We start from the raw sequence: 24,048 nt of genomic DNA, 5'->3' as shown, positions 1-24,048 counted from the left end.
GCAGGCATTGAAAAATAAGCTGTTGGAATATCTTAATGGCAGGTTGTTTCACTTTTGCTTGTCCTGTGCTTGCCACAGGAGCATGCAGAAGTGATGCAACCTTCCATTTAGATATTATCAGCGAGATTTTTCATAGTCCTGAGGAACATATATGTATTCTATTTCGATTGTTCGTTTCCTCATTTTAAGTTCTTTGTGATACATTTAATTCTAGCAGAAATGTATTCCACTCCAATAAATACGTTCTTTGATGATAGTTTTTTCCGGGAATTCTACATCCTTTAATGCCCACTTTTTATATTCTTCAAATCCAACTCTATCAATTATATAACCAATATGCTCTTTTCCACCTGGAGCATCTTTGTCTATATATTCTTCAACAAATTTATAAGTATTTAATATTATTTTAATTATACTTTGCTCATCAGCCCAAATTAAGAAATCTTCAGCAAGACGAGGGTTCTTCTTACCTGATCTTCCCATAAGAACTAACTTATAATATTTTTCTTTACTTCTTGTCCATGCCCCAGTAGGACACGCATTTGCACATTCACCACAACCAATACATTTTTCTTTATTTCTTACGATTTTATAGTTAATGGCTTCAAGTGCTCCTACTGATTTTTTCTTACAAGCTTTCACACATGCCATGCAACTTACACATCTATCAATATTATATTGTGGTTCTGTCATTCCAATTATCCCAAAGTCGTGTGTTCTTGCTTTAATACAATCATTAGGACATCCTGTTAATGCGATTTTAAAATGTAAATCATTTGGAAAAATAGCTTTTTCTATTTTCTTTGCAAAATTAGTTGTATTATAATTAGCAAACGGACAAACATTGTTTCCAACACATGCTGATACATTTCTAGTTCCTGCAGCAGTATATCCTTTTCCTGGTATTTCTTGATTTATTTCTAACTTTTCAATAATTGGTTGTAATAATTCATTTACTTTATCCATATCCTCAAAGCTTATACCTGGTACTTCAAAACCTTGACGTGTTGTTATATGAACAGTTCCATCACCATACTTTTGTGATATTTCTTGTATCATTCCTAATAATTCTGCATCTAAATGCCCTCCAGGAACTCTAATTCTAGAGGCAGTTATTCCTCTTTTTTTAGTGACTCTAAAAGCATTTTTCTTGATTGCCTTTGTATTTAAATCCACAACTAACCCCTCCTAATCTATTAAGAATTTGCCTTTTGAATAATTGAAAACAGGACCATCTAAACAAATATAAGTATCATCTATTTTACAGTGTCCACACTTTCCTATTCCACAACACATTTTTCTTTCTTGTGAAATCCAAACATTATTTTCATCTATACCACGTTTTAAAAACTCTGCAACAGTAAACTTCATCATAATAGGAGGTCCTACTACAATAACCACCGTATTATTAATATCCTTTATTAGCAAATCAGGAATATATTTTGTGACCATTCCAACATTTCCATTGTATCCTTCTTCTGCATTATCAACAGTTAGAATAAGATTTATATTACTTTTCCACATTTTAATATCATCTTTGAATAAAACGTCATTAGGAGATTTAAATCCTGCAATCAGAGTAAAACTTTCTGCTTCACCTGCATTTTTTGCAAAGTAATCTACAACTCCTCTTACTGGAGAAAGACCTGTTCCCCCTGCAACAACTATTAATTCTTTTCCTTTGTAATTTTCAATATCAAAGCCATTACCATAAGGTCCTCTTAGAAATAATTTATCGCCAACATAATTATTAAATATTTCATTAGTTACTTTTCCAACACGTCTTATAGTTAAGTCTACAGTGCCCTCTCCAATACCACTTACTGAAATAGGTGCTTCACCAAACTTTGGTAATGAAACTTCAAAGAACTGTCCTGGTTTTACATCACCATTAAACTCCATTCGAAAAGTATATTCTATTTCTGTATGTTTAATTACTTCTTTAATTTCTGATAAAAAAGGAATATATTCATTTTTACTCATTGTCTGCCACCTCTTTCATACCATCTTTTAATTTGTTCACACAGTTAGAGAATGATATATATTCTGGGCAGATATCATCACATCTTCCACATCCCACACACATATGATATCCCCATTTCTTTTTATAGTCATATACTTTGTGTAGTACTTTAAAACGCATACGTTGTCCTTTATCTAACCTAAAACTATGTCCTCCAGCCATATTTGTATATCCATCTACATGGCAAGATGCCCATACTCTTCGTCTTTCACCTGCTTTACCATTATCAGTATAGAAGACATCCTGCATTGTAAAGCAAGTACATGTAGGACAAACAAAATTACATCTTCCGCAAGCAATACAACGAGCACTGTACTCTTTCCACATATCTGATTTCATAACATCTAAAGAAAGATTATCTGGTATCGAAACCTTTACACTGTTTTCCGTTACAAAGTCTGGTTTAACATCTAAAGTTTCATCAACCTTAAATAGCTTTCCTAACTCCTCATCTTTAACATCTACATATACATTATCTCCATTTACTTTTAAGTATGCATTATATTCATCATTTTTATTTGTTTCCATACTTACACAAAAGCAATTTTCAAATGAGTTTTCACATCCTATTAAAATAAATTTTGCATTTTCTCTTATTCTCTTATAATAATAATCTTCTTGTCCATTTCTTAAATAAATGTCATCCATACGTTTTACCGCATGTAAGTCACAGCTTCTTAAGAAAATGATAGCACCTTTTTTAGGAGCATCTGCTTCCTTTATGGAATCTTCTGTGAAATAGAAAAGTGTTTGAGATATAGGAAGTAATACTTCCTTATATGAATATTGGGCCTTTTGATCAAAAACTATATCATCTATTGTTTTTATTTCACCATAACGTACTCTATCAGTATCAGAGAAACTACCTTCACCTTCAAATAATTTTGGTGCATATACTACATATTCTTTTGATAAATCTTCGAATACTTTATTAATATCATTTTTGCTTAATTTATATCCCATCAGCTTACTCCTTTACTTCTTTTTTGAAATTATATAATAAGGTAGTGCTAGAAATACTGCTCCACCAATCATATTTCCAAGTGTTACTACACCTATGTTATACACATAACCCATAATGCTTACACTTGCAGCTCCCGGATTAAGTAATCCTATTGTCAAAAGAGTCATATTGGCAACACTATGTTCAAAACCTGCTGTTATAAATGCAAATAAACACCAAAATATCATAATAAGCTTAGCTGATTCACTTTTTAATTTAAAACTACACCATGTAGCTAAGCAGACTAGTATATTACAAAAAATCCCACGTACTAATAATGGTAGAAATGGTACACTCATTTTAGCTGCTGATGTTTTTGCAATAAATTCTCCAACGGGTCCAGCTGTAAGTCCTGTAGCATAAAATAAATATCCTGCAATAATAGAACCAACTAAATTTCCTATAAAACAAACTATCCATATGTTAATAGTGTCTGTCCACTTTACTTCTTTTCTTAAAGAAGCAGCTGTCATAATAAAGTTGTTTCCTGTAAAAAGTTCTGATCCTGCCATAATTACTAAACTAAGGGCAACTCCAAAGGATACTCCCATGACTATTTTTGTAGCAGGTGATCCACTACCACCTAATAATCCTCCTATTGTGAATATAAGCATAATTCCCATACCCACATAAAGACCTGCAAGCATTGAACTTATGAAATATCCTAGTTTATTTGTCTTTAATAAATTAACTTTTGCCTTGGCTGCCATAATTACACTGTTAAATTCTTCACAAAACATACTATAAATTCCCCTTTCATATATACGTTTACCTATAAATTAATTATAAGTTATTAATAAATAAAGCACCGTGATATAAATCACGGTGCTTTAAAAAATTTTGATAATTTATCTTGATCAATTACTTTAATTTTTCTATTCTCATACTTAATTAATTTATTGTCCAAAAGTATTTTTAGTGATCTGGATACAGTTTCTCTTTTTGAGCCAAGTAAATCTGCTAGATATGTTACACTTATATTCATATTAATAGTTACTCCATCCTCGCACTTAACTCCATAATCTCTGCTAAGTTTCCAAAGTTTTGCCGCAAGTTTCTTTTCCATTCTTACTACACCTGTTGCATTCTTTAGCTGCCTATACAATCTTCTTACTTTCATAGCTAATGAGAACATAACATTCTTGGTAAGGGTAAAATCATCCTCCATAATCTTCAAAAATGTATATTTGTCATAACTTAATATATAAGACTCTTCAAATATCTCACAATTTATAGACGACGGTAAATCTTGTATAATAACATCATTAATCATTTTACCTCTACCCAAAATGAATATAACACGTTTATTTCCATTCTCATTTAATTTATATAGAGATATACTTCCGCTTAATACTACATATAAAGTAGATACTTCTTCTTTATCTCTAAAAAGATGATTTCCAGGCTTATACTTTTTAACTTCTCCAAAATCCTTAAGCTTGCTTAGAGATGATTTAGAAACACCATTAAAAATTTCTAACTCCTCTAACTGTTCTTCAGAAATATTTTTCATAAATAACTCCTAATTACTTACTATAAACTTAATAAAATAATATTTGCGATAGTAAGCTAACCTAATTATTCTATTATAATAAAATTATTTTATATTAATGATTTCTACGTATACCTCTGCCTTATGAAATATCAATATATATCATTTTAATCAAATAATTCTGCTTCTAACTCTTCAATATTTAAAATTTTAATTATATTTCTATCAAACTCAATATAATTTAGATCTCTAAGATTCATTAATTCTCTTGATAAAGATGGTCTAGGAATACCTAGTGAAGATGCAATTTCTTCTTTATTTTCTTTCAGTTTAACTATTTCACTTTTTTGGCTCTTTGCCTGTTCTAATATGTAGTTTATAACTTTATGTTTGATGCTTTTAAACGCTATACTTTTTATCTTTGAATTTAACATAAATATCTTATTACTCAATGAAGACATAAAGTTCCCTAATACTCTTTCATCACTTGTACATAATTTTAGTATGTCCGCTCTGCTTATATAAAGTATATTACAGTCACTAAAAGCTATAACTGTAGATGGATATTTTGATTTCTTTGAGAATACTAATGCCTCACCAAATACATCTCCATTACTTAGTCTCTTTAGAATTATTTGTTTTCCGCTAAGGTATATTCTTTGAATTTCGACTATCCCCTCTAAAACAAAACCTAAACTATTGCATTCATCTTCTTCATTAGCAATAATTTCTCCCTTTTTATATGATCTTAAATTATATCCAATATTTGAAATAAGATCCCTAATTTCCTCAACACTTAAATCTTGAAAAAATTCATTTCCCTTTAATTTATTAAGTACATCTTCCATATAGAAATTCCTCCAAAAAATATCTAATCAGGGCCCAGACAAAATCAGTCAAAGTTACTCTAAAGATTTTAATAATTCATCTAAATTTCTTTTTAATTCAATAGCACTTTCAGTTGTTATGTTAGCTTTACATACTATTTGACGTGGTACTTCTAATATGTCATCCTTTAGAAGTCTTCCTTTTTCAGTTAATTCAATAATTACTACTCTATCATCATTTGTGTCTCTATATCTTGTTATTAATCCCATTCCTTCAATCTTCTTTAATAGTGGCGTCAATGTACCAGAATCTAAGTGCAATCTTCGTCCTATATCCTTAACCGTACTCTTTTCATCTTCCCATAATACCAGCATCGCGATATATTGTGTATATGTTAGATTGAATTTATCCAGAATTGGTTTATATAATTTTATTATTTCCCTTGATGCTGCATATAAAGAAAAGCAAACTTGATTGTCTAATTTGATACTTTCATATTTTTTTGATTTATTCATAATTCATTCTCCTATAACCGCCATATCATTTATATAAATTTAATTTTAACAAACCAAAGTAAGTTTAACTTTTTTGCTTTGGCATGTCAATTTTAATATAGCACTTTTCGTCCAATACATAAAGCTTACTTATGCTCAATATTATAGATAACATATCTTATTTCTATAGCTTTACTATTTTTTAGAAACAGAATCAACATAACTTACTGCCGATAAAGTGGCTATATTGCCTTCTCCAGCTGACTTTATATATTGATATGGCTTTCCAACAATATCGCCAGCTGCGAAACATCCTTTGATACTCGTCCTCATTAATCTATCTACCTCAATATGGTTATCAACTATCTTTAATCCTGGTACCAATTGCCCTGGAGAAATGCTATCTCTAAGTATAAAAATACCATCTGTTTCAATTTCTGAATTCTTTAACTTCAGCTTGCTTACTTTATCCTCTCCTATAATTCCAACTGGTGTATCATTTATAATTTCTATAGAAGGATCTACCTCAACTTTTTCCTTATACATAGGAATATAATTTACTTTAGATGCTATTGATGCAATAAAATTAGCCTCTTCTTCCTCATGCTTATTATAAGAAACTATTGTAACTACCTTTCCTCTATATAGTGGAGCATCACAAGTTGCACAATATCCTACTCCTTTTCCAAGAAGTCTTTCTTCTCCATCAAATAATTTTCCGTATTCAACACCTGTGGCTAATATTACTGATGTAGCTTCATACATTTTTTCATTTACCATTAAAGCAAAATAGTCTCCCATGGCATATACATTATTAATTCTCTCTTCAGTTATATTTATATCCATTTCTTCTAAATGTTTATTAAACTCTTCTTGCAATTCTTTACCGCTTTTTTTATAAAAGCCTAGATAATTATTTATTTCATGAGCTTTTGCAAGCTTACTAGTAAGTTCCTTATTCCCAAATATTATAAAATTCTTTTTTCTTATTCTTGCATTCAATGCAGCTGACAAACCTGCAGGTCCACTTCCTATTATTGCTATATCATATCTTTCGCTCATCTTTTTTTCCTCCATTTACGTATATTTAATTATAAACCTATTTCTATTATAAACTATCTTATTTAAACTATATAATTATAATATATCTTCTGCACCACTTAATGTCTATTTCAAAAATGCAATAATTTAAGCATTTAACAAATTTATAATATCTTCTTTAATTTTTGATGGCTTTGTTGTTGGAGAATATCGCCCTATAACTTCTCCATCTTTATTAACTAAAAACTTAGTAAAATTCCATTTTATCTCCTTATTAAAGAGTCCTCTTTTTTTATTTTTCAAGAATTCATATAGCGGATGTGCGCTAGTTCCATTTACATCAATTTTCTCAAACATAGTAAAAGTAACTCCATAATTTAATTTGCAAAACGAATTTATTTCCTCATTGCTAGATGGATCTTGTTTGGCAAACTGATTGCATGGAAAACCTAATATTTCTAATCCCTGATCTTTATATTCCTTATAAATATCTTCTAACGCTTCAAATTGTGGTGTAAATCCGCACTTACTCGCAGTATTTACTATTAAGACTACTTTCCCTTTATATTCTTCCATTTTTACTTCTTGACCATTCATTTTATTTGCAGAAAAACTATAAAAATTCATGATTATCTCTCCTTACATAATTATGCTTAAAAAGTAAACTTTATAAAATTTAATTTTACTCAACTTATTTATTGAAAATTAAAACATAGTACATTTTAATATTGCACTATGTTTTTTAATGTAGAAAATATTTTATAGATTACTTTCAATTACTTGTTGAATTTTTTCTTTTGGTAAAAATCCTATAAGTTGCTCTGCTTTTTGTCCATCTTTGAATATTATCATTGTTGGAACGCTTGAAATTTGAAACTCATTCGCTAAGTCTAAACTTTGATCTATATCAACTTTAATAAATTTAGCCTTTCCTTCCATTTCGCCTGATAATCCTTCAAGCACTGGAGATAACATTTTACAAGGTCCACACCAAGTTGCAAAGAAATCTACAACTGTAACTCCACTCTCTATTTCATTTTTAAATTCGTTAGTATCTACTATTTTCATACTTTATTCCTCCATCTTATAAATTAAACTAAAGCTTTTTTAAACATATCTCTAGCTATTTTAAACTTTTTTATATTTACTATTCATAAAAAAAATAAATTTTTATAAATTAAATTTAACTCAATCTTTTATAATCATATTGTACTTTTTATAATATTCATTGTCAATATTTTTATTATTATTTAACTATATAAAAAATCAGCTTAAAATGCAAATATTTCTTTGCATGTAAGCTGATTTATTTGAAATACAAGAATTACTCTACATATCTTACTTCACTATAACTTTAAATTCATCAAAATTTATCTTATACTCCGTTAGCATATCTATAACAGTATCCCTAAAAGAATTTTGTGGAGATTTTTTTTCAACTGGTTTAATTGATTTCATAGTCTTATTAATATTTTTATTTTTTTTATATTGTTTTGTAAGTACCTCAGCTGTTTTAACAAGTAAGTCATCCCAATCTTCAACATCTATAATATTATCATCCAACTTTATTGCTTTAGGTTCTTTTAATGAAAAATCCTTATATATTTCTATAGCTTCTTCATTAATTAAGGTATTTTTTAATTCTTGTTTTTCTTTATCTATAGATGCTTCTTTCTTAATTTCCACCAAATCTTTTCTTATATTACAAATACTTTCTTCATCAGATTGTATATTTTTCTCATATTCATCTTGCATCCACTTAACATATTCATTTATGTTTTCAACAACGCTATATATAGCTATAGATGTATCTCTATAAGCTTTACTTAATTTAAAATCCCTATCTTTTTTAATTATTTCATTTGACTTATCTTCAATGTGGTCTATGGTATTTTCTAGTATGCTTGCCAAGTTGCTCAGACCACTTTGAATTTCAATGGACATGGATGGAAAATTTTTAATTACATACTGAATCGTATCTACATCAAAAAGAGATAAATTTTTCTTTTTAGAAATTCTTTTATCAATCTCTAAATTCTCAATTTTAGTTTCATTAGTTACTTGAACTTCTTTTTCTTGAATATCATCTTTTTTAAAAAAACCCATTACTTGACAACCCCATTCATATATTATTTATATAAATATTTTACCATATTATTACATTTATGTTATCATTTTTAGGATTTTTTTATATTATTTTTTTATCTTATATCTCTATATTAATTCCTCTCTCTTTATATATGGATTTAAATATCTGTTCTTTTTAATTGTAGACTTTCCTATATTTATTGCTTCTTTAGGGCATATATTTATACAAGCCATACAGTCTGTGCATTTTCCTAACCATTTTGGTCTATTATTTTCTATCACGATATTATCTACCGGGCAAACTTTCTTACACATATTGCAACTAATGCATTTCTCATTTACATTAAAGTTTCTATCTTTATTTCTATAAAAATCTTTCCATATCTTATATGCTAAATTTCCAATTCCAGCTTTAAAGTTAATTTCTTTAGCATCTCTTCTCTTAACTGACTCTATAAAATCCACTATCTTACTTTCATTTTCTTTTATAGTTTCCTCAGCTCTAGCTTTAGTAGGATTTCTACCTGCTCGTATATAATTAGAAATATACCTAATGGTACAATAATTACTTATTTTAACATTACTTTTTAATAATTTATTAATTTGAACAAAGCTAGTATTTGCTCCTCCTCCTCCTGAAACTCCAATTGCAAAGATATATGCATCTTTATTTATCTTTAACTTTGAGATAAATTCATTAACCACAATTGGTAGTCCTGAACAGTGGATTGGATATATAAATCCAATAATATCTTCGCAAATTTCAAGCTTGTTTTCTTTTAATGCCTTACTCATAGATACCAATTCACAATTTTTAAAACTTTCTTTTACTATTTTTGCTACATACAACGAATTACCAGTGGATGTATTATAAAATATCTTCATTTAAAATTACTCCTCTAACCCCTACTATACCTATTATTCATCAAATAAAAATATATTTATTTGATGAATAATTCCATAAAAATTTTTCTTATTTATTACTAAGATCTATAAATTCTTCTATATCCTCTTCTATAGTTTTTAAAGAATTTCTCCAGAATTCTGTATCATTTATATCTATGCCCATAACTCTTGCTACATCAGCTATTTTATTTTTTCCTGTAATTGAAAGTAATTTTTCATACTCCTTCGAAAAAGTTTTTCCTTTTTTTAAATATTCAGCATATAATCCTTTTGCAAATAATAATCCAAACGCATAAGGAAAATTATAATAATTATACTCGGCATCATAATAATGAGGTTTCCAAGTCCACATGTATGGATGTAAAAAATCAGGATCTAATCCATCTCCATATGCTTCTCTTTGAGCATCCAGCATAAGATCCTTTATTTCCTCAACACTTAAAGAACTTCCTTTTCTAGCTTCGAAAAATGATTTTTCAAATAGGAATCTAGAGTATATATCAACAATAACTTGTGTGCAATCGCTAATTTCAGTTTCAAGGATTGCTAAAGCTTCATTCTTAGAAGCATCTTTTATTGCTGCCTTTTTTATTATTGTTTCACAAAATGTAGATGCGGTTTCTGCTATCGGCATTGGATAATCTGAATTTAACGTAGTCTCATTATTTAAACACTCTTCGTGAAAACCATGACCTAATTCATGGGCGAGAGTTACTACATCTCCAAAATTATCGCCATAGTTTAGGAGTATTCTACTCTCTCCATTGAAATGTAGATTCTCGCAAAAAGCTCCACCTACTTTTCCTTCCTTTGGTTTTACATCTATCCAATGATTATCAATTGCTTTCCTTGCAAAATCTCCTAAGTTGTCACTAAATGTTCTGAAGTTTTTTTCAACAAATTTAGTACCTTCTTCGTATGTAAACTTCATATCTGCTTCGCAAACAGGTGCATATAAATCATAAAATGGTAGTCCGTTTTTATGACCTAACATTTCACCTTTTCTTCTCAAATATTTCCTAAATACCGGAAGACTTTCTTTCATAGCTAAAAACATTGCCTCTAAAGACTCTTCACTCATTCTTGAATCTATGAGTGTCTTTTCAAGTGGAGATTTATATCCCCTAAAATCACAAACTGTTAAAACTTCACCCTTTATTCCATTTAATGCCGCAGCTACACCTTCTTCTACCTTTTTATAAGATTTTATTTCTGCTTCATATGCTTTTTTTCTTACAGTTGCATCCTTATCATAGGCCATATTTAAAACCATTGTTAATGGTATATGCTTAATTTCATTATCTTCTTCAATTTCTACTAATAATGTAGAAATCAAATTATCCTTAAGTTTCGCCCAGGCATTTGAGCCTGTATTTTTCATATTAGCAATTATACTTTCTTCCTTATCGCTGAGCAAATATTGACTTTGCTCAACTATATTTTTTAACATAAATTCATGTTCCTTAAGTAGCTTAGACTTACTTATTATTTCATCCAGGCCTTCTATACTGCTAATATATCTTTCAAATTTAACTGAACTTCCAATTAAATTTGTTAATTTCTTTTCTAAAATATCTGAATACCTCAATGCATTCTTATCCTTTGTATTTACGCTTAAGCTTAGATTTATAAAAATACTAATTCTACTAGATAAGTCTGTTACTTTTGTAAATTTATTTATATAGTCCTCTAATTTTTCTACTAAGTTATCTTTATTTTTAGTAGCTTCTAATGCCCATTTATTGATTTCTTCAATAATATCTGTTAATTTATTTAAGTCTTGTTTAAATTCATCGCCATCAAATGACGGATATATTTCCTTTAGGCTCCAATTTAGTTCCATAAATATTCACTCCAAGTCTGTATTTATATTTTTTCCTAACTTTATTATATACCATTATAATATCAATTATAGGTTATAAAATATTCATTATATAATAAAAATCTAGAAGTTAACTAATAATAAATTTAGTTTACCTTCTAGATTCTTACATATATTACATGTGCTTTATATTAAAATTGTTACATGCTAAACTCTATTTTACAATTACATTTGCAATTTCCATCTGTAAATTTAATTATTGTATCCTCTCCTTGATGAATAAGTACTCCATTATCAACATTTTCTATATTAGAAAGTTTCTTGAGTACTAAAGACCATTCTCCTTCAGTACCTATAGATTCAATAATAATATTTTTTTCATTTTTTGTGACTTCCACTTCAAGAACTTTGTTGCCTTTCATGTCTACGACACTTGTAGTTGTTTTCTTATTTTCTTTTAATTCATAGGCAAAAATTGATACATTATCTCTATAATTGTAGTCCGGCTTAGAATTTTCATTTCCAACAGCAATTAAACTATTTTCTTTAACCATCATAGGTACACTTAAGTAATCATGTCTTTCTCTGATCCATCTTCCACCCTTATATTTCTTTCCACTTATGAAGTTAGTCCACATTCCTTCTGGTAAATAATAATTTGCTTCTCCCTCTTCATTAAATATGGGTGCAACTAAGATAGAATCTCCAAGCATATATTGTTTATCCAAGTAATTACAAGCTAGATCATCTTGGAATTCTAACATCATAGCTCTCATAGCTGGTATACCTCTTTTTGATGCATCATTAGCTATGTTATATAAATATGGCATTATTCTACACTTAAGTTTAGTAAAAAATCTAACCACATCACAAGCTTCTTCATCATAAAGCCATGGTACTCTATACGAACTGCTTCCATGTAACCTACTATGAGAAGATAATAATCCAAAGGCAACCCATCTCTTATATACATCAGCTGTTGCAGTACTTTCAAAACCTCCTATATCGTGGCTCCAGAATCCAAAGCCCGACATGCAAAGAGATAATCCACCTCTTAAACTTTCTGCCATTGATTCATAATTCGCTTCACAGTCTCCTCCCCAATGTACTGGGAATTTTTGTCCTCCAACAGTAGCTGATCTTGCAAATACTGCTGCCTCATCGTCTCCTAAATTTTCTTTTAAAGTCTCAAATACTACCTTATTATATATTTGAGTATAATAATTGTGCATTTTATATGGATCTGATCCATCGAAATACTCAACCTCTGTTGGTATACGTTCACCAAAATCAGTCTTAAAGCAGTCTACTCCCATATCAATTAATTCTTTAAGCTTACCTGAATACCATTTGCATGCATCTGGATTTGTAAAATCTACAATCCCCATTGCAGGCTGCCATAAATCCCATTGCCACACATCACCATTAGGTTTCTTTATGAAATATCCGTGTTCCATACCTTCATTAAATAACTTTGATTCTTGAGCAATATATGGATTTATCCAGACACATATTTTTAATCCTTTTTTCTTTAATCTTGTAAGCATTCCCTTTGGATCTGGGAATACTCTGCTATCCCATTCAAAATTACACCAATTAAAATCTTTCATCCAAAAGCAATCGAAATGAAATACTCTAAGTGGCAGATCTCTATCTGCCATGCCATCAACAAAACTATTAACCGTTTCTTCATCATAATTTGTAGTGAAAGATGTTGTTAACCATAATCCAAATGACCATGCTGGTGGAAGTGCTGGTTTACCTGTTAGTGTTGTATAATTTTCAACTACTTCTTTCATTGATTCTCCACCAATTATAAAGTAATCTAGATATTCTCCTGGAACGCTAAATTGAACTTTAGTGACTTTTTCTGAACCAACTTCAAAAGATACCCTTTCAGGATGATTTACAAATACTCCATATCCTTTATTAGTCATATAAAATGGTATGTTTTTATATGACTGCTCTGTACTTGTTCCTCCATCTTCATTCCATATATCTATGCTTTGGCCATTCTTTACTAGAGGGGTAAACCTTTCTCCAAGTCCATAAACCAATTCCCCTACGGATAATTGTAATTCTTCCTTCATGAAAACTCCTTCTTCTGGAACCTTCATAAAGACTCTTTCTTCAGCAGTATTAACATATGATAGTCCTCTTGGCATACTAGACGTTAGCTTTTTATCTCCTCTATAAAAGCTCATTTGAAATACATCTTTATCTATTACAGCTTTAAGATCTCCTGATTTAAATATTATATTTTTTTCATTTTCTTCTATTAAACTATTAACCTTCTCATCTTTATAAATTTCAAAGTTTGGAGACTTTTTTCGTTGTCCCATAAAATGATATGCTCTAACTCTTATTACATTTTCCATTGGCGAAGAGATTTTATATGTTATAACTGGCCCCTTTAATGTATCTCCTCGTTGGTTTATCTTATTACATGGTGCATAAAGAGTTACAACATCCTCTTCTATTTTAGTACTATAAACTTCTTGAGGGCTAAATATCTGATATCCTGGCTTGTCCAGCCAGCATCCATTGCTAAATTTCATATTAATACACGCTCCTACTCTGTTTCCTAAATAAGCTTTTGTCTTTAGGAACTTTATAAATTCTATTATTTTATTTATTCTTTCTATTTAAACTATGCTAAATTATCTAACTATAACATTCCTGCTCTATTAGCCTTTTACAGACCCTGCTGAAACACCACCAACAATATATTTTTGTCCTAATATAAATATAATTAATACAGGTAGCAATGTTAGTATTATATCTGCACTAACTAAATTCCATGAATTTTCAAATGCTCCAAAGAAATTATAAACCGCTAATGTCATTGGCCATTTTGCAGAATTATTTAAATAATATAAAGGCATTGTAAAGTCATTCCAAACAGCCATAAAATTCAAAACAAATAAAGTCGAAATAATCGGTTTTAATAATGGAAGTATTATTTTTATAAATAATCTAATTGGTCCACATCCATCAATAACAGCGGCTTCATCAATCTCTCTAGGTATTGTTGAAATAAACCCATATGATAAAAATAAGCTAAGAGGAATGTTTATTGCTGCATAAACAAGAATAATCCCTAATCTAGTATTTACAAGATTTAATGCCTGCAAAACTTTCATTAATGCAACATTGTTAATTGGTATCGCTATACCTGAAAGGATAAAGTAATATATAAAATTATTAATACCTTTACGATTTCTTGCAATAACAAACGCCGCTGCTGCTACTACAATTACAATTATTAAAACACTACAAGTAGCATATAAAAGGCTGTTTAAAAACGATGAGACCAATTTTCCCTGTTCGATTACTGTTTTATAGTTTGCAAATATCCATTCTTTAGGCAGAGACAGCGACATCTTATTTGATTCACCTTGACTCTTAAAAGAATTAAGAAATAAAACTACCATTGGTATTAGTACTAATAAGCTTATAAAAATTGTTACTATATTTGCGATTACGCTTCCAATTGACTTCTTTAAAGTTACCATTATGCATCTACCTCCTTATTTTCCATAGATTTTATAATGAAATATACTAATAGTAATAATGCAAAGAATAATATACTTGATAATGTAGTACCCATTGCATAATTTCCTTTAGAGAACTCCTTATAAACTGCAGTATTAATTACACCTGTTGCATTACCTGGTCCACCGTTAGTTAATGAATAAATCATATCAAATACTCTAAATCCATATGTTACATTTAATATAGTTGCATTTATAATAATTGGTTTTAATAATGGCAAGGTTATTAATCGAAACTTTTGCCAAAAATTAGCACCATCAATATTTGCTGCTTCATAATAATCAGGAGAAATAGACATCAATCCTGCAATAATTACAACCATTATGTACCCCATACCCTTCCAAGTATCTACAGACATGACAGTTGCAAAAACAATTTTTAAATCAGTCAGCCAATTCATAGCCAAGAAATCCATCCCTACAGATTTAAGAAAATTATTTACGAATCCTGTATCTGGATGTAGCATACTTTTGAAAACAAGTCCCACTACTAAGTAAGACATTACTTGAGGAGAAAATATAACCATTCTATGAAAGTTTTTTAGTTTGATAAATTTTTGTGTTAATAATAGGGCTAAAGCTAGACCAACTACCGTTTTCATGATTGTTGTAACTGTAGTAAATAATACTGTATTCCACAAATATGCACGGTATTCTGGCTTACCTTTCAATACTTCAGCATAATTTTTGAATCCTATAAAATTGATCTTATCAGTGAAATTATTCCAATCCGTGAATGAATATAATATACCTATAATTCCTGGTAAAAAACAAAGTAAGAAAAAGATTAATAGAGCCCCGCTTGTAAAGTACCACGGATATAATTTTTTTCTGTCCATTCAAATCCCTCCATTTTAATAAAATAAGGTTTCAAAAGGAGAAACCTTATTTTCATATAACCGTAATTATTTATCCCAATCAGGATCTTTTTGTAATTTAGCTTGTTCTGTTCTTCTATTCATAATTGTTTCTAATACTTGCTTTGGAGTTGATGAACCACTATACATAGCTTCTAAGTCTTTTCCAATATCCATCCATTGGCTGTCAATATATTTAACGCCAGCTTGCATAACCATTCCTTTTTGCAATGAATCAATGTATGCTTGGTCCTCTTTTGAATATTTTGATTTTACTTCAGGCCAGCATAATTCTGATAATCCTGGTTGTCCATCTAAACGTTTTTGTAAGTTCTCAGGTTTTGCTAGGAAATCAAAGAATTTCTTTGCTTCTTCTACATGCTTTCCATTTTTATTTATAAAATATGCATTACTTGCAGGATTCACACCAATTGTTTGGTTATCTCCCCAAGGCATTGCAAATATACCTAACTTATTAACGTCAAAATCAGGAAAATCCGATTTCACTTCATTTCTCCATGCTGATTCTGCTATAAACATTGCAGCTTTTCCTTTTGCCATTGCTTCTTTTGCATTTTCTACTGAATTACTTAAGTAATTATCTCCATAAAAACCTAAATCAGCACATTCTTTTAATTCATTGATTATAGTTTGTAATTCAGGTATAGAATCTAAATCAACTTCATTTTTATTAAGCTTATTGTATAAGTCTGGATGCTTTTGTTGATACATTGCTCCTGTTTCAAATAATGGAAGTACTTGATGCCATCCATTTTGAGTTCCTTCATAAATTGGAGTAACTCCTGAATCTTTTATTTTTTGACATACATTTTTGAATTCTTGATAATTAGTTGGTATTTTCAAGCCTAATTTTTCAAATATCTCTTTATTGTAAACATAGAAATACATTTTTTTACCTGGAAAAGTGATACCATAAACTTTGCTATTGTATGAGATTGAAGGAAGAACATTTGGGTCCATTCTCTTTACCCATTCTTCACTTGATACATCTAATACGTATTTTTCAGGATTAACTCTTGTTACTAGATTTAAAGGATCAGCATCCGCGCAGAAAATATCTGGTGCTTCACCAGAATCCAACTTTACTTTAAGTAAATCACGCCATTGAGCATCCGGAGAAATTTGAAAATCAATTTTAATTCCTGTTTCTTTTTCAAAATCTTTTGCCAAATCCTGTACAACTCCAGATGTTGGAAGACCTGATTGATGAGATCCAAATGTTAATGTAACTGAATCTCCACTTCCCGATGCACTTTTACTTCCATCTCCATTGCTGCTTCCACACCCTACAAAAGCACTCCCTATCAGTGCTGTCATACAAACCGCACTAACTAATTTTAATAAACGTTTACTCATTAACTATACCCCCATTAATATAAATATTTGTCCACATTTCTGATATGCTTTACATTGGCTACATGCTTATAATATCACTAAGTATATTAATTAGACATAGATAAAAAAGAACTCCGTTTTGCACTTTTTTGAACATTATTATATAATGTGTTTTGGAGAGGAGGATTATAATGAATTATAAATTACGTTATTCTCAAAAGACATACTTATTTTCTATTTATGGGTTGCTAGTAGCCTTATTATTGCTTTTATTCTTTCTTTGTTTTTATTACTTTTATAGTGATAATATTTACCAAACAGCCAAAACCAAATCTGAAACTATCAGTGCCTCTATTCATAAATCAGTATCAACCGAATTAAATAATATGTCCACAATATCCATGAATATTGTCTACTCGAATGCTATAAAAAAGAATTTTACTAGTTTTACACATAATAACACAGATACAATAAATCTCGAACATTTTACTCAATCTAGAGAAAACGTTTTAGCTATATATGATATTATTACTGCTATAATCGGTCCCTTTCAATCAGCCAGTCAAGTTAATCTTTATACACAAAATGGAATATGTATAGGATCAGGTTTCTTTCAAGGAGTAATAAATGTAGATTTGAATACGGTACCATGGTATAAGGATACATTAGATAAAAATGGTGAAAAAAATATTTTTCTTACTGATAAATTATCATACTCTCCTACTAAAATTGAAAATATGTCAAACCATCATTATCTTTCACTTTCACGTGTATTCTTTAATCGAAATAATGAACCAGAAGGTATTGTTGAAGTAGTACAAGATTGCAACACTGTATTCTCTCTAATTTCAGAATTAAAGCAAAAAAATCCTTCAACATCATTCTATATATATAATGAACATAATGAGTTAGTTTACCCCTATTCATCTGCCCCAGAAGATAATATAAATTATACTAATACTATACAAGAACACAATTTAAGTCCATCAGTTGGGTATTTTATTAATATAGATAGTAAGCATGATGTCCTGATGTCGTATCAAAAAGTCGATTCATATAATTGGACAATCATTGCCGTTGAACCTAAGGAAGTTGTTTTCAGATCATTGCACTCCTTTAAAGAAGGTTTTATTATTATAGCTATAATTTCAATCATTTTTACACTATTTTTATGTTTTATAATTTCAAGTAGATTAACTCAACCTTTAAGTACTTTAACTAATTCTACAAAGATGGTCACTATAGACAGAGTATTAAATGAAAATGAAACTCTATTAGTTCCAATTAATAGTAATATACTTGAAATTTCCGAGCTCTATCAATCGTTTTGTGATATGTATGAAAAATTAAGAGATTCTTCTCATGAAATTTTATTATTAAAATCAGAAGAAACTCGTGCAAAACTACAAGCGACCCAATCTCTTATTAATCCACACTTTTTATATAATAGTTTAACAAATATAAGTATCATGGCTGAAGAAGATATGAATAGCGAAATAATTAATATATGTCATGCATTGTGTGATTATTTCCGTTATATTACAACATGCGATGAAACTGCTGTTCATTTATCTTTAGAAATATCATATACGGAAAAATATATTGAATGTATGAAAATGCGATATGGAAGTGATTTTATTTATACTTCAAATATTCATGAATCAACAAAGAACATTTTAATTCCTAAACTAATAATACAACCTATAGTAGAAAATGCTTTTAAATATGGCTTTAGCTCCTCACCACCTTGGATTTTAGATATCAAATCTTCTATAACAAATGATCAAAAGTGGCTTATATATATCGAAGATAATGGTGGTTGTTTAAGTGATCAAGATAAAGAGAAATTATTATCTAATCTCTATAATTTAAACAGAACTAAAGAACTAAAATCATTAAGGATTGGCGGAATGGGACTTAAAAATGTATATCTAAGATTACAACTTTTATATGGTACTGAAGCTATATTTTCAATTGATAATTCTCAAAAAAATAGAACAATTTTTATAATCGGTGGACCCGTACATCTAAATAAGGAGGATTTTTATGAACAATACACACACCTATAAACTTATTGTTGTTGAAGATGAACATCTTATAAGACAGAATATAATAAAAAAAATTAATTCTTTATCTATTCCTTTTGAATTAGTAGGTGAAGCTAGCAATGGAGAAATTGCCATTCCTCTCATAGAACAGCAATGTCCATCTCTAGTTATTACTGATATAAGAATGCCTCAATACGATGGATTAGAATTAATTAAATATCTCTACAAAAATCATCCTCATATAAAGACTATGGTATTAAGTGGATACAATGATTTTAAATATGCTCAGACTGCATTAAAATATGGTGTAAAAGATTTTTTATTAAAACCAGTAAAAATAGAAGAACTTAGCACTGCTTTACAAAGCATTCTTGTTATGCTTGAGTCCGAAAGTAAAGAATTCTCTTCATTTTCAATTGATCACCACAGTCTAAAGCCTGAAAGCCTAAGCCAGTTACTTGAAAATTACTTGCTTAATAACTATGCCTCTGTGACATCAATAACCGAAATTTCTGAGAAATTTGGATTTACAAGTGAATATATAAGTAAGATTTTTAAGAAATATACCGGAGTAACTCCGATAAAATATATCACTAGAATTCGCATTAATGAAGCCAAACAGCTTTTAATTAATCAGCCTGACTTGGAAATAAAAAAGGTTGGTGAATTGATTGGTTATAAAGATGCCTTCTATTTTAGCAGAGTATTTAAATCTAATGTAGGTGTGTATCCTAGCGACTATAGAATAAAACATTTAAATTATAACTAATAATTCTATATTGTTCTCATAATATTGTGTTTTACACCATATTAATTACTATCATGAATTTATCACTCCAAAGAAAAATAGAAGGCAAACTCTCATATTGACTGTTTGCCTTCTGCCTCTTAAGTAACTAACCAAAAACTTTTAATCTATCAAAACTTTTTCTTAGAACTAAGCTGAATAATTATTTTCTTTATTAACTAAATGACTCCTAACTTTCAAATGCTTGAGATAAGTCATAAATTATATCATCAATATGTTCTGTTCCTATTGAAAGACGGATTGTATTTGGTTTAATTCCTGACTCTGCTAGTTCAGTTTCATTCATTTGAGAATGTGTTGTACTCGCTGGGTGAATTACTAATGATTTAACATCAGCTACATTTGCAAGTAGTGAGAATATTTGTAGTTTATCAATAAATTCCTGTGCTTCCTTTGCTCCACCTTTAATTTCGAATGTGAATATAGAACCTGCTCCCTTAGGAAAATATTTTTTATATAAAGCATTATCAGCGCTCTCTGGTAGCGATGGATGATTAACACTTTCAACCTTTGGATGATTCTTTAAAAATTCTACAACTTTTAAAGCATTCTCAACATGACGTTCAACTCTAAGTGAAAGAGTTTCTAAACCTTGTAATAATATAAATGCATTAAATGGACTTATGCATGCACCCGTATCTCTTAATAAAATAGCACGAATTCTTGTCACATATGCGGCAGCCCCAACTGCTTCTGCGAACTTAATTCCATGATAGCTTGGATCTGCTTCTGATAATTGTGGGAACTTTCCTGAACCTATCCAGTCAAACTTTCCTGAGTCCACAATAACTCCACCTAGTGATGTACCATGTCCACCAATAAATTTAGTTGCCGAATGAACAACTATATCTGCCCCATGTTCAATCGGTCTAAATAAGTATGGTGTTCCAAATGTATTGTCCACTATTAGTGGTATTTTATGCTTATGTGCAATTTCTGCTAATGCTTTAACATCTAAAATATTTGAGTTCGGATTTCCAAGTGATTCAATTAAAATTGCTTTAGTATTATCTTGAATTGCATTTTCAAAATTTGATAGGTCAGATGGATCTACAAATGTTGTTGTAACACCGTTTGTAGGAAACGTATGTGCTAACAAATTATAAGATCCTCCATATATAGTTTTTTCTGCAACTATGTGATCACCAGCTTTAGTTATATTTTGCAATGCATATGTTATTGCTGCTGCTCCAGATGCTACCGCAAGAGCTGCTACTCCGCCTTCCAAAGCTGCAACACGTTTTTCAAAAACATCTTGTGTTGAATTTGTTAAACGACCATATATATTTCCAGCATCAGCTAATCCAAATCTTGCTGCTGCATGTGCAGAATTTTTAAATACATATGAAGTTGTTTGGTAAATTGGTACTGCTCTAGAATCTGTTGCTGAATCAGGTTGTTCTTGCCCTACATGAAGTTGAAGTGTTTCAAATTTTAATTTTCTTTCTTGATTACTCATAATTTGTTGCCCCCATTTTATATAATTTTTATTTCTAATATATTTACTATGATTTGTACGTTACCCTAATTTTCTAGATATTATATTTAGCTTTGAATTTGATTTTTATCACGACCCTAGAGAAATATACAAATAATTAGACATTTAGATAATAAAAGAGCTACTTTCTAGATAAGAAAGTAGCAAAAAAATATGTACATTCTTATCTTTCAGATAAAGTATCTGCAGGAATTAGCACCTTAAATTAAAATAGATTTTTAATTCAGGTTGCTAGGCATCATAGGGCCAGTCCCTCCGCCTTTCTTGATAAAAATTATTATATTATATTATTCTTAGTTGTTTACTATGATATAAAGTATACATTTTATTGCTATATATGTCAACAGTATTTTAAATTTTGTATGTATTTTTTATTAATTAGTTATTTTATCTAGAATTCACAGTCATATATTCTAAATAAACCCAGTCGCAATGTTTCTTTTCTACTTTACAAATATTTAATCTTGATAGATAATAATTATTATAAACGACATGGAGGTAATAAAGATGGAAAGTTTAACTTTAGAAGAAGGAATGAAAGCTCCTGATTTCACATTAGTAGGATCTGATAAAAAAGAACATAAATTAAGTGATTATTTAAATAAAAAAGTCATCTTGTACTTTTACCCTAAAGATAATACTCCTGGCTGCTCACAAGAAGCACAAGATTTTAAAAATGGTTTGGATGATTTTGAAATGAAAAATGCTGTTATTTTAGGTATAAGCAGAGATTCTCTAGCGTCTCATGATAAATTTATTGCAAAATATGAATTGCCCTTCATTCTTCTTTCAGATGAAAAAGAGGAGGTATGTAAGCTCTACGGCGTATTAAAGGAAAAAAATATGTTTGGGAAGAAATCCATAGGTATTGAAAGAAGTACATTCGTAATAGATGAAAATGGGATTATATCAAAGATTTATAGGAAAGTTAAAGTTACAGGACATATAGAACAATTAAAATGTTCTATACAATAATTTAATTATTTAAAATATTGTATGATAATAAATAAAAAAAGATAGTTATTACAACTATCTTTTTTGCTTACCTCGCAACGTCCTACTCTGCCACACAGTCTCCCATGCAGTACCATCGGCGCTATAGACCTTAACTTTCCTGTTCGGAATGGGAAGGAGTGTTACCTCTATGCCATCATCACGAGATGCATAATTTACAGAAATCTTCGATTTCGTGTAAATTAGCACTCAGCGAACGAATGTGAGTCGAGTTTCCTTTGAAAAAAGACTCTTAGTTTACGCTTATACCACATTTACATTAATCTATTACTGTAATTATTCCTTTTTGAAAAAACTTTGTTCTTTCAAAATTGCACATAAGTGAGAGTCCAAATTTCATATTTGGTTTCTCGAACTTACTCAGCGAACGCTAGTGAGTCGAGCTTCCTCTCTATTTAATGTATATTACAACTTGACTATATTGGTCAAGCCCTCGACCTATTAGTATCAGTCAGCTAAATATGTTACCATACTTACACCTCTGACCTATCAACCTTGTAGTCTTCAAGGGGTCTTACTAGCTTATGCTATGGGAAATCTCATCTTGAGGTGGGCTTCACACTTAGATGCTTTCAGCGTTTATCCCTTCCCGACTTAGCTACCCAGCTATGCTTCTGGCGAAACAACTGGTACACCATAGGTCAGTCCATCCCGGTCCTCTCGTACTAAGGACAGCTCCTCTCAAATTTCCTACGCCCGCGACGGATAGGGACCGAACTGTCTCACGACGTTCTGAACCCAGCTCGCGTGCCGCTTTAATGGGCGAACAGCCCAACCCTTGGGACCTACTTCAGCCCCAGGATGCGACGAGCCGACATCGAGGTGCCAAACCTCCCCGTCGATGTGAACTCTTGGGGGAGATCAGCCTGTTATCCCCGAGGTAGCTTTTATCCGTTGAGCGATGGCCCTCCCACGAGGTACCACCGGATCACTAAGCCCGACTTTCGTCCCTGCTCCACTTGTAGGTGTCGCAGTCAGGCTCCCTTCTGCCTTTACACTCTTCGAACGATTTCCGACCGTTCTGAGGGAACCTTTGGGCGCCTCCGTTACATTTTAGGAGGCGACCGCCCCAGTCAAACTGCCCACCTAACAATGTCCTGTCACCAGTTTCATGGCATCCAGTTAGAACTTCAATACTATCAGGGTGGTATCCCAACAACGACTCCACCAAGGCTGACGCCCTAGTTTCCCAGTCTCCCACCTATCCTGTACAGAC

At 30.4% G+C, this 24,048-nt stretch carries 21 protein-coding genes, 2 rRNA genes and 1 riboswitch (1 of these 24 cut by a window edge); of the genes, 3 read left to right on the top strand and 20 right to left on the bottom strand.

The window, feature by feature from the left end:
• Positions 1-210 precede the first annotated feature (210 nt).
• The 17 genes from asrC to F3K33_RS04220 form a co-directional block, all read right to left on the bottom strand.
• A complete protein-coding gene (asrC, locus tag F3K33_RS04300; RefSeq protein WP_017211747.1) occupies positions 211-1,176 on the bottom strand; it encodes a sulfite reductase subunit C in 966 nt (321 codons plus the stop codon).
• Between the two features lie 12 nt (positions 1,177-1,188).
• A complete protein-coding gene (gene asrB, locus F3K33_RS04295; RefSeq protein ID WP_039773430.1) occupies positions 1,189-1,983 on the bottom strand; it encodes an anaerobic sulfite reductase subunit AsrB in 795 nt (264 codons plus the stop codon).
• A complete protein-coding gene (gene asrA, locus F3K33_RS04290) occupies positions 1,976-2,986 on the bottom strand; it encodes an anaerobic sulfite reductase subunit AsrA (RefSeq protein WP_039773429.1) in 1,011 nt (336 codons plus the stop codon). Before asrA ends, asrB begins: the two co-directional genes overlap by 8 nt.
• Positions 2,987-2,998: 12 nt before the next feature.
• Complete coding sequence (locus tag F3K33_RS04285; RefSeq protein ID WP_011968126.1) at positions 2,999-3,766, bottom strand: formate/nitrite transporter family protein; 768 nt, start codon at positions 3,764-3,766, stop codon at positions 2,999-3,001.
• An 80-nt stretch (positions 3,767-3,846) separates the two neighbouring features.
• Positions 3,847-4,539, bottom strand: coding sequence for a Crp/Fnr family transcriptional regulator (locus tag F3K33_RS04280; protein WP_039773428.1), 693 nt, complete (start codon positions 4,537-4,539; stop codon positions 3,847-3,849).
• A gap of 146 nt (positions 4,540-4,685) precedes the next feature.
• The gene (locus tag F3K33_RS04275) at positions 4,686-5,366 is read right to left on the bottom strand and encodes a Crp/Fnr family transcriptional regulator (RefSeq protein WP_011968124.1); all 681 of its coding nucleotides are present in this window, start codon (positions 5,364-5,366) and stop codon (positions 4,686-4,688) included.
• Positions 5,367-5,420: 54 nt separating this feature from the next.
• On the bottom strand, positions 5,421-5,861 hold the full coding sequence (locus tag F3K33_RS04270) for a MarR family winged helix-turn-helix transcriptional regulator (RefSeq protein WP_011968123.1): 441 nt from the start codon (positions 5,859-5,861) through the stop codon (positions 5,421-5,423).
• A gap of 174 nt (positions 5,862-6,035) precedes the next feature.
• Positions 6,036-6,902 (bottom strand): NAD(P)/FAD-dependent oxidoreductase, encoded by an 867-nt coding sequence (locus tag F3K33_RS04265; protein ID WP_039773427.1) that lies wholly within the window; start codon positions 6,900-6,902, stop codon positions 6,036-6,038.
• Between the two features lie 126 nt (positions 6,903-7,028).
• Positions 7,029-7,508 carry a glutathione peroxidase gene (locus F3K33_RS04260; RefSeq protein ID WP_023974041.1) on the bottom strand — a complete coding sequence of 160 codons (480 nt, stop codon included), beginning with the start codon at positions 7,506-7,508 and terminating at the stop codon, positions 7,029-7,031.
• 132 nt (positions 7,509-7,640) lie between these two features.
• On the bottom strand, positions 7,641-7,949 hold the full coding sequence (trxA, locus tag F3K33_RS04255) for a thioredoxin (protein ID WP_023974042.1): 309 nt from the start codon (positions 7,947-7,949) through the stop codon (positions 7,641-7,643).
• A 270-nt stretch (positions 7,950-8,219) separates the two neighbouring features.
• Complete coding sequence (locus tag F3K33_RS04250; protein ID WP_039773426.1) at positions 8,220-8,987, bottom strand: hypothetical protein; 768 nt, start codon at positions 8,985-8,987, stop codon at positions 8,220-8,222.
• 108 nt (positions 8,988-9,095) lie between these two features.
• The gene (locus F3K33_RS04245; RefSeq protein ID WP_023974043.1) at positions 9,096-9,854 is read right to left on the bottom strand and encodes an EFR1 family ferrodoxin; all 759 of its coding nucleotides are present in this window, start codon (positions 9,852-9,854) and stop codon (positions 9,096-9,098) included.
• A gap of 88 nt (positions 9,855-9,942) precedes the next feature.
• Positions 9,943-11,718, bottom strand: a complete 1,776-nt coding sequence (locus F3K33_RS04240) for a M3 family oligoendopeptidase (RefSeq protein ID WP_039773425.1) — start codon at positions 11,716-11,718, stop codon at positions 9,943-9,945.
• Positions 11,719-11,897: 179 nt separating this feature from the next.
• Complete coding sequence (gene yicI, locus F3K33_RS04235; RefSeq protein ID WP_039773424.1) at positions 11,898-14,255, bottom strand: alpha-xylosidase; 2,358 nt, start codon at positions 14,253-14,255, stop codon at positions 11,898-11,900.
• Positions 14,256-14,384: 129 nt separating this feature from the next.
• Entirely contained in the window at positions 14,385-15,212 is an 828-nt protein-coding gene (locus tag F3K33_RS04230) for a carbohydrate ABC transporter permease (RefSeq protein ID WP_023974046.1), read from the bottom strand.
• A complete protein-coding gene (locus F3K33_RS04225; protein WP_023974047.1) occupies positions 15,212-16,090 on the bottom strand; it encodes a carbohydrate ABC transporter permease in 879 nt (292 codons plus the stop codon). Before F3K33_RS04225 ends, F3K33_RS04230 begins: the two co-directional genes overlap by 1 nt.
• Positions 16,091-16,156: 66 nt before the next feature.
• Positions 16,157-17,485 (bottom strand): ABC transporter substrate-binding protein, encoded by a 1,329-nt coding sequence (locus F3K33_RS04220; protein WP_023974048.1) that lies wholly within the window; start codon positions 17,483-17,485, stop codon positions 16,157-16,159.
• Positions 17,486-17,655: 170 nt separating this feature from the next.
• Between F3K33_RS04220 and F3K33_RS04215 the strand changes: the two genes are divergently transcribed.
• Both F3K33_RS04215 and F3K33_RS04210 read left to right on the top strand, forming a co-directional pair.
• A complete protein-coding gene (locus F3K33_RS04215) occupies positions 17,656-19,533 on the top strand; it encodes a cache domain-containing sensor histidine kinase (RefSeq protein ID WP_023974049.1) in 1,878 nt (625 codons plus the stop codon).
• On the top strand, positions 19,511-20,281 hold the full coding sequence (locus F3K33_RS04210) for a response regulator transcription factor (RefSeq protein ID WP_011968111.1): 771 nt from the start codon (positions 19,511-19,513) through the stop codon (positions 20,279-20,281). The genes F3K33_RS04215 and F3K33_RS04210 overlap by 23 nt, the downstream gene beginning before the upstream one ends.
• A 208-nt stretch (positions 20,282-20,489) precedes the next feature.
• Here F3K33_RS04210 and F3K33_RS04205 read toward each other — a convergent pair whose 3' ends face one another.
• The gene (locus F3K33_RS04205) at positions 20,490-21,779 is read right to left on the bottom strand and encodes an O-acetylhomoserine aminocarboxypropyltransferase/cysteine synthase family protein (protein ID WP_017211732.1); all 1,290 of its coding nucleotides are present in this window, start codon (positions 21,777-21,779) and stop codon (positions 20,490-20,492) included.
• A 199-nt stretch (positions 21,780-21,978) separates the two neighbouring features.
• Positions 21,979-22,092: riboswitch (SAM riboswitch) on the bottom strand.
• A gap of 233 nt (positions 22,093-22,325) precedes the next feature.
• On the opposite strand from F3K33_RS04205, the gene F3K33_RS04200 reads away from it, so the two are divergent.
• Positions 22,326-22,793: a peroxiredoxin gene (locus F3K33_RS04200; protein ID WP_039773423.1), complete on the top strand. Its 468-nt coding sequence runs from the start codon at positions 22,326-22,328 to the stop codon at positions 22,791-22,793.
• Between the two features lie 69 nt (positions 22,794-22,862).
• Here F3K33_RS04200 and rrf read toward each other — a convergent pair.
• Positions 22,863-22,979: ribosomal RNA gene (gene rrf / locus F3K33_RS04195) — 5S ribosomal RNA — on the bottom strand.
• A gap of 274 nt (positions 22,980-23,253) precedes the next feature.
• A 23S ribosomal RNA gene (locus F3K33_RS04190) occupies positions 23,254-24,048 on the bottom strand (it continues 2,115 nt past the right edge of the window).

It is taken from the genome of Clostridium beijerinckii, assembly GCF_008705175.1.
In the GTDB taxonomy this organism is placed as follows: domain Bacteria; phylum Bacillota; class Clostridia; order Clostridiales; family Clostridiaceae; genus Clostridium; species Clostridium beijerinckii.
The sequence above is the reverse complement of the archived record's forward strand: the minus strand, read 5'-3'. Positions and strand labels throughout refer to the sequence as shown.

What these genes read in the sequence shown, in the direction of transcription:
- asrB (WP_039773430.1), bottom strand. Translation starts at nt 1,983, where the DNA reads ATGAGTAAAAATGAATATATTCCTTTTTTATCAGAAATTAAAGAAGTA.
- asrA (WP_039773429.1), bottom strand. Translation starts at nt 2,986, where the DNA reads ATGGGATATAAATTAAGCAAAAATGATATTAATAAAGTATTCGAAGAT.
- F3K33_RS04285 (WP_011968126.1), bottom strand. Translation starts at nt 3,766, where the DNA reads ATGTTTTGTGAAGAATTTAACAGTGTAATTATGGCAGCCAAGGCAAAA.
- F3K33_RS04280 (WP_039773428.1), bottom strand. Translation starts at nt 4,539, where the DNA reads ATGAAAAATATTTCTGAAGAACAGTTAGAGGAGTTAGAAATTTTTAAT.
- F3K33_RS04275 (WP_011968124.1), bottom strand. Translation starts at nt 5,366, where the DNA reads ATGGAAGATGTACTTAATAAATTAAAGGGAAATGAATTTTTTCAAGAT.
- F3K33_RS04270 (WP_011968123.1), bottom strand. Translation starts at nt 5,861, where the DNA reads ATGAATAAATCAAAAAAATATGAAAGTATCAAATTAGACAATCAAGTT.
- F3K33_RS04265 (WP_039773427.1), bottom strand. Translation starts at nt 6,902, where the DNA reads ATGAGCGAAAGATATGATATAGCAATAATAGGAAGTGGACCTGCAGGT.
- F3K33_RS04260 (WP_023974041.1), bottom strand. Translation starts at nt 7,508, where the DNA reads ATGAATTTTTATAGTTTTTCTGCAAATAAAATGAATGGTCAAGAAGTA.
- trxA (WP_023974042.1), bottom strand. Translation starts at nt 7,949, where the DNA reads ATGAAAATAGTAGATACTAACGAATTTAAAAATGAAATAGAGAGTGGA.
- F3K33_RS04250 (WP_039773426.1), bottom strand. Translation starts at nt 8,987, where the DNA reads ATGGGTTTTTTTAAAAAAGATGATATTCAAGAAAAAGAAGTTCAAGTA.
- F3K33_RS04245 (WP_023974043.1), bottom strand. Translation starts at nt 9,854, where the DNA reads ATGAAGATATTTTATAATACATCCACTGGTAATTCGTTGTATGTAGCA.
- F3K33_RS04240 (WP_039773425.1), bottom strand. Translation starts at nt 11,718, where the DNA reads ATGGAACTAAATTGGAGCCTAAAGGAAATATATCCGTCATTTGATGGC.
- yicI (WP_039773424.1), bottom strand. Translation starts at nt 14,255, where the DNA reads ATGAAATTTAGCAATGGATGCTGGCTGGACAAGCCAGGATATCAGATA.
- F3K33_RS04230 (WP_023974046.1), bottom strand. Translation starts at nt 15,212, where the DNA reads ATGGTAACTTTAAAGAAGTCAATTGGAAGCGTAATCGCAAATATAGTA.
- F3K33_RS04225 (WP_023974047.1), bottom strand. Translation starts at nt 16,090, where the DNA reads ATGGACAGAAAAAAATTATATCCGTGGTACTTTACAAGCGGGGCTCTA.
- F3K33_RS04220 (WP_023974048.1), bottom strand. Translation starts at nt 17,485, where the DNA reads ATGAGTAAACGTTTATTAAAATTAGTTAGTGCGGTTTGTATGACAGCA.
- F3K33_RS04215 (WP_023974049.1), top strand. Translation starts at nt 17,656, where the DNA reads ATGAATTATAAATTACGTTATTCTCAAAAGACATACTTATTTTCTATT.
- F3K33_RS04210 (WP_011968111.1), top strand. Translation starts at nt 19,511, where the DNA reads ATGAACAATACACACACCTATAAACTTATTGTTGTTGAAGATGAACAT.
- F3K33_RS04205 (WP_017211732.1), bottom strand. Translation starts at nt 21,779, where the DNA reads ATGAGTAATCAAGAAAGAAAATTAAAATTTGAAACACTTCAACTTCAT.
- F3K33_RS04200 (WP_039773423.1), top strand. Translation starts at nt 22,326, where the DNA reads ATGGAAAGTTTAACTTTAGAAGAAGGAATGAAAGCTCCTGATTTCACA.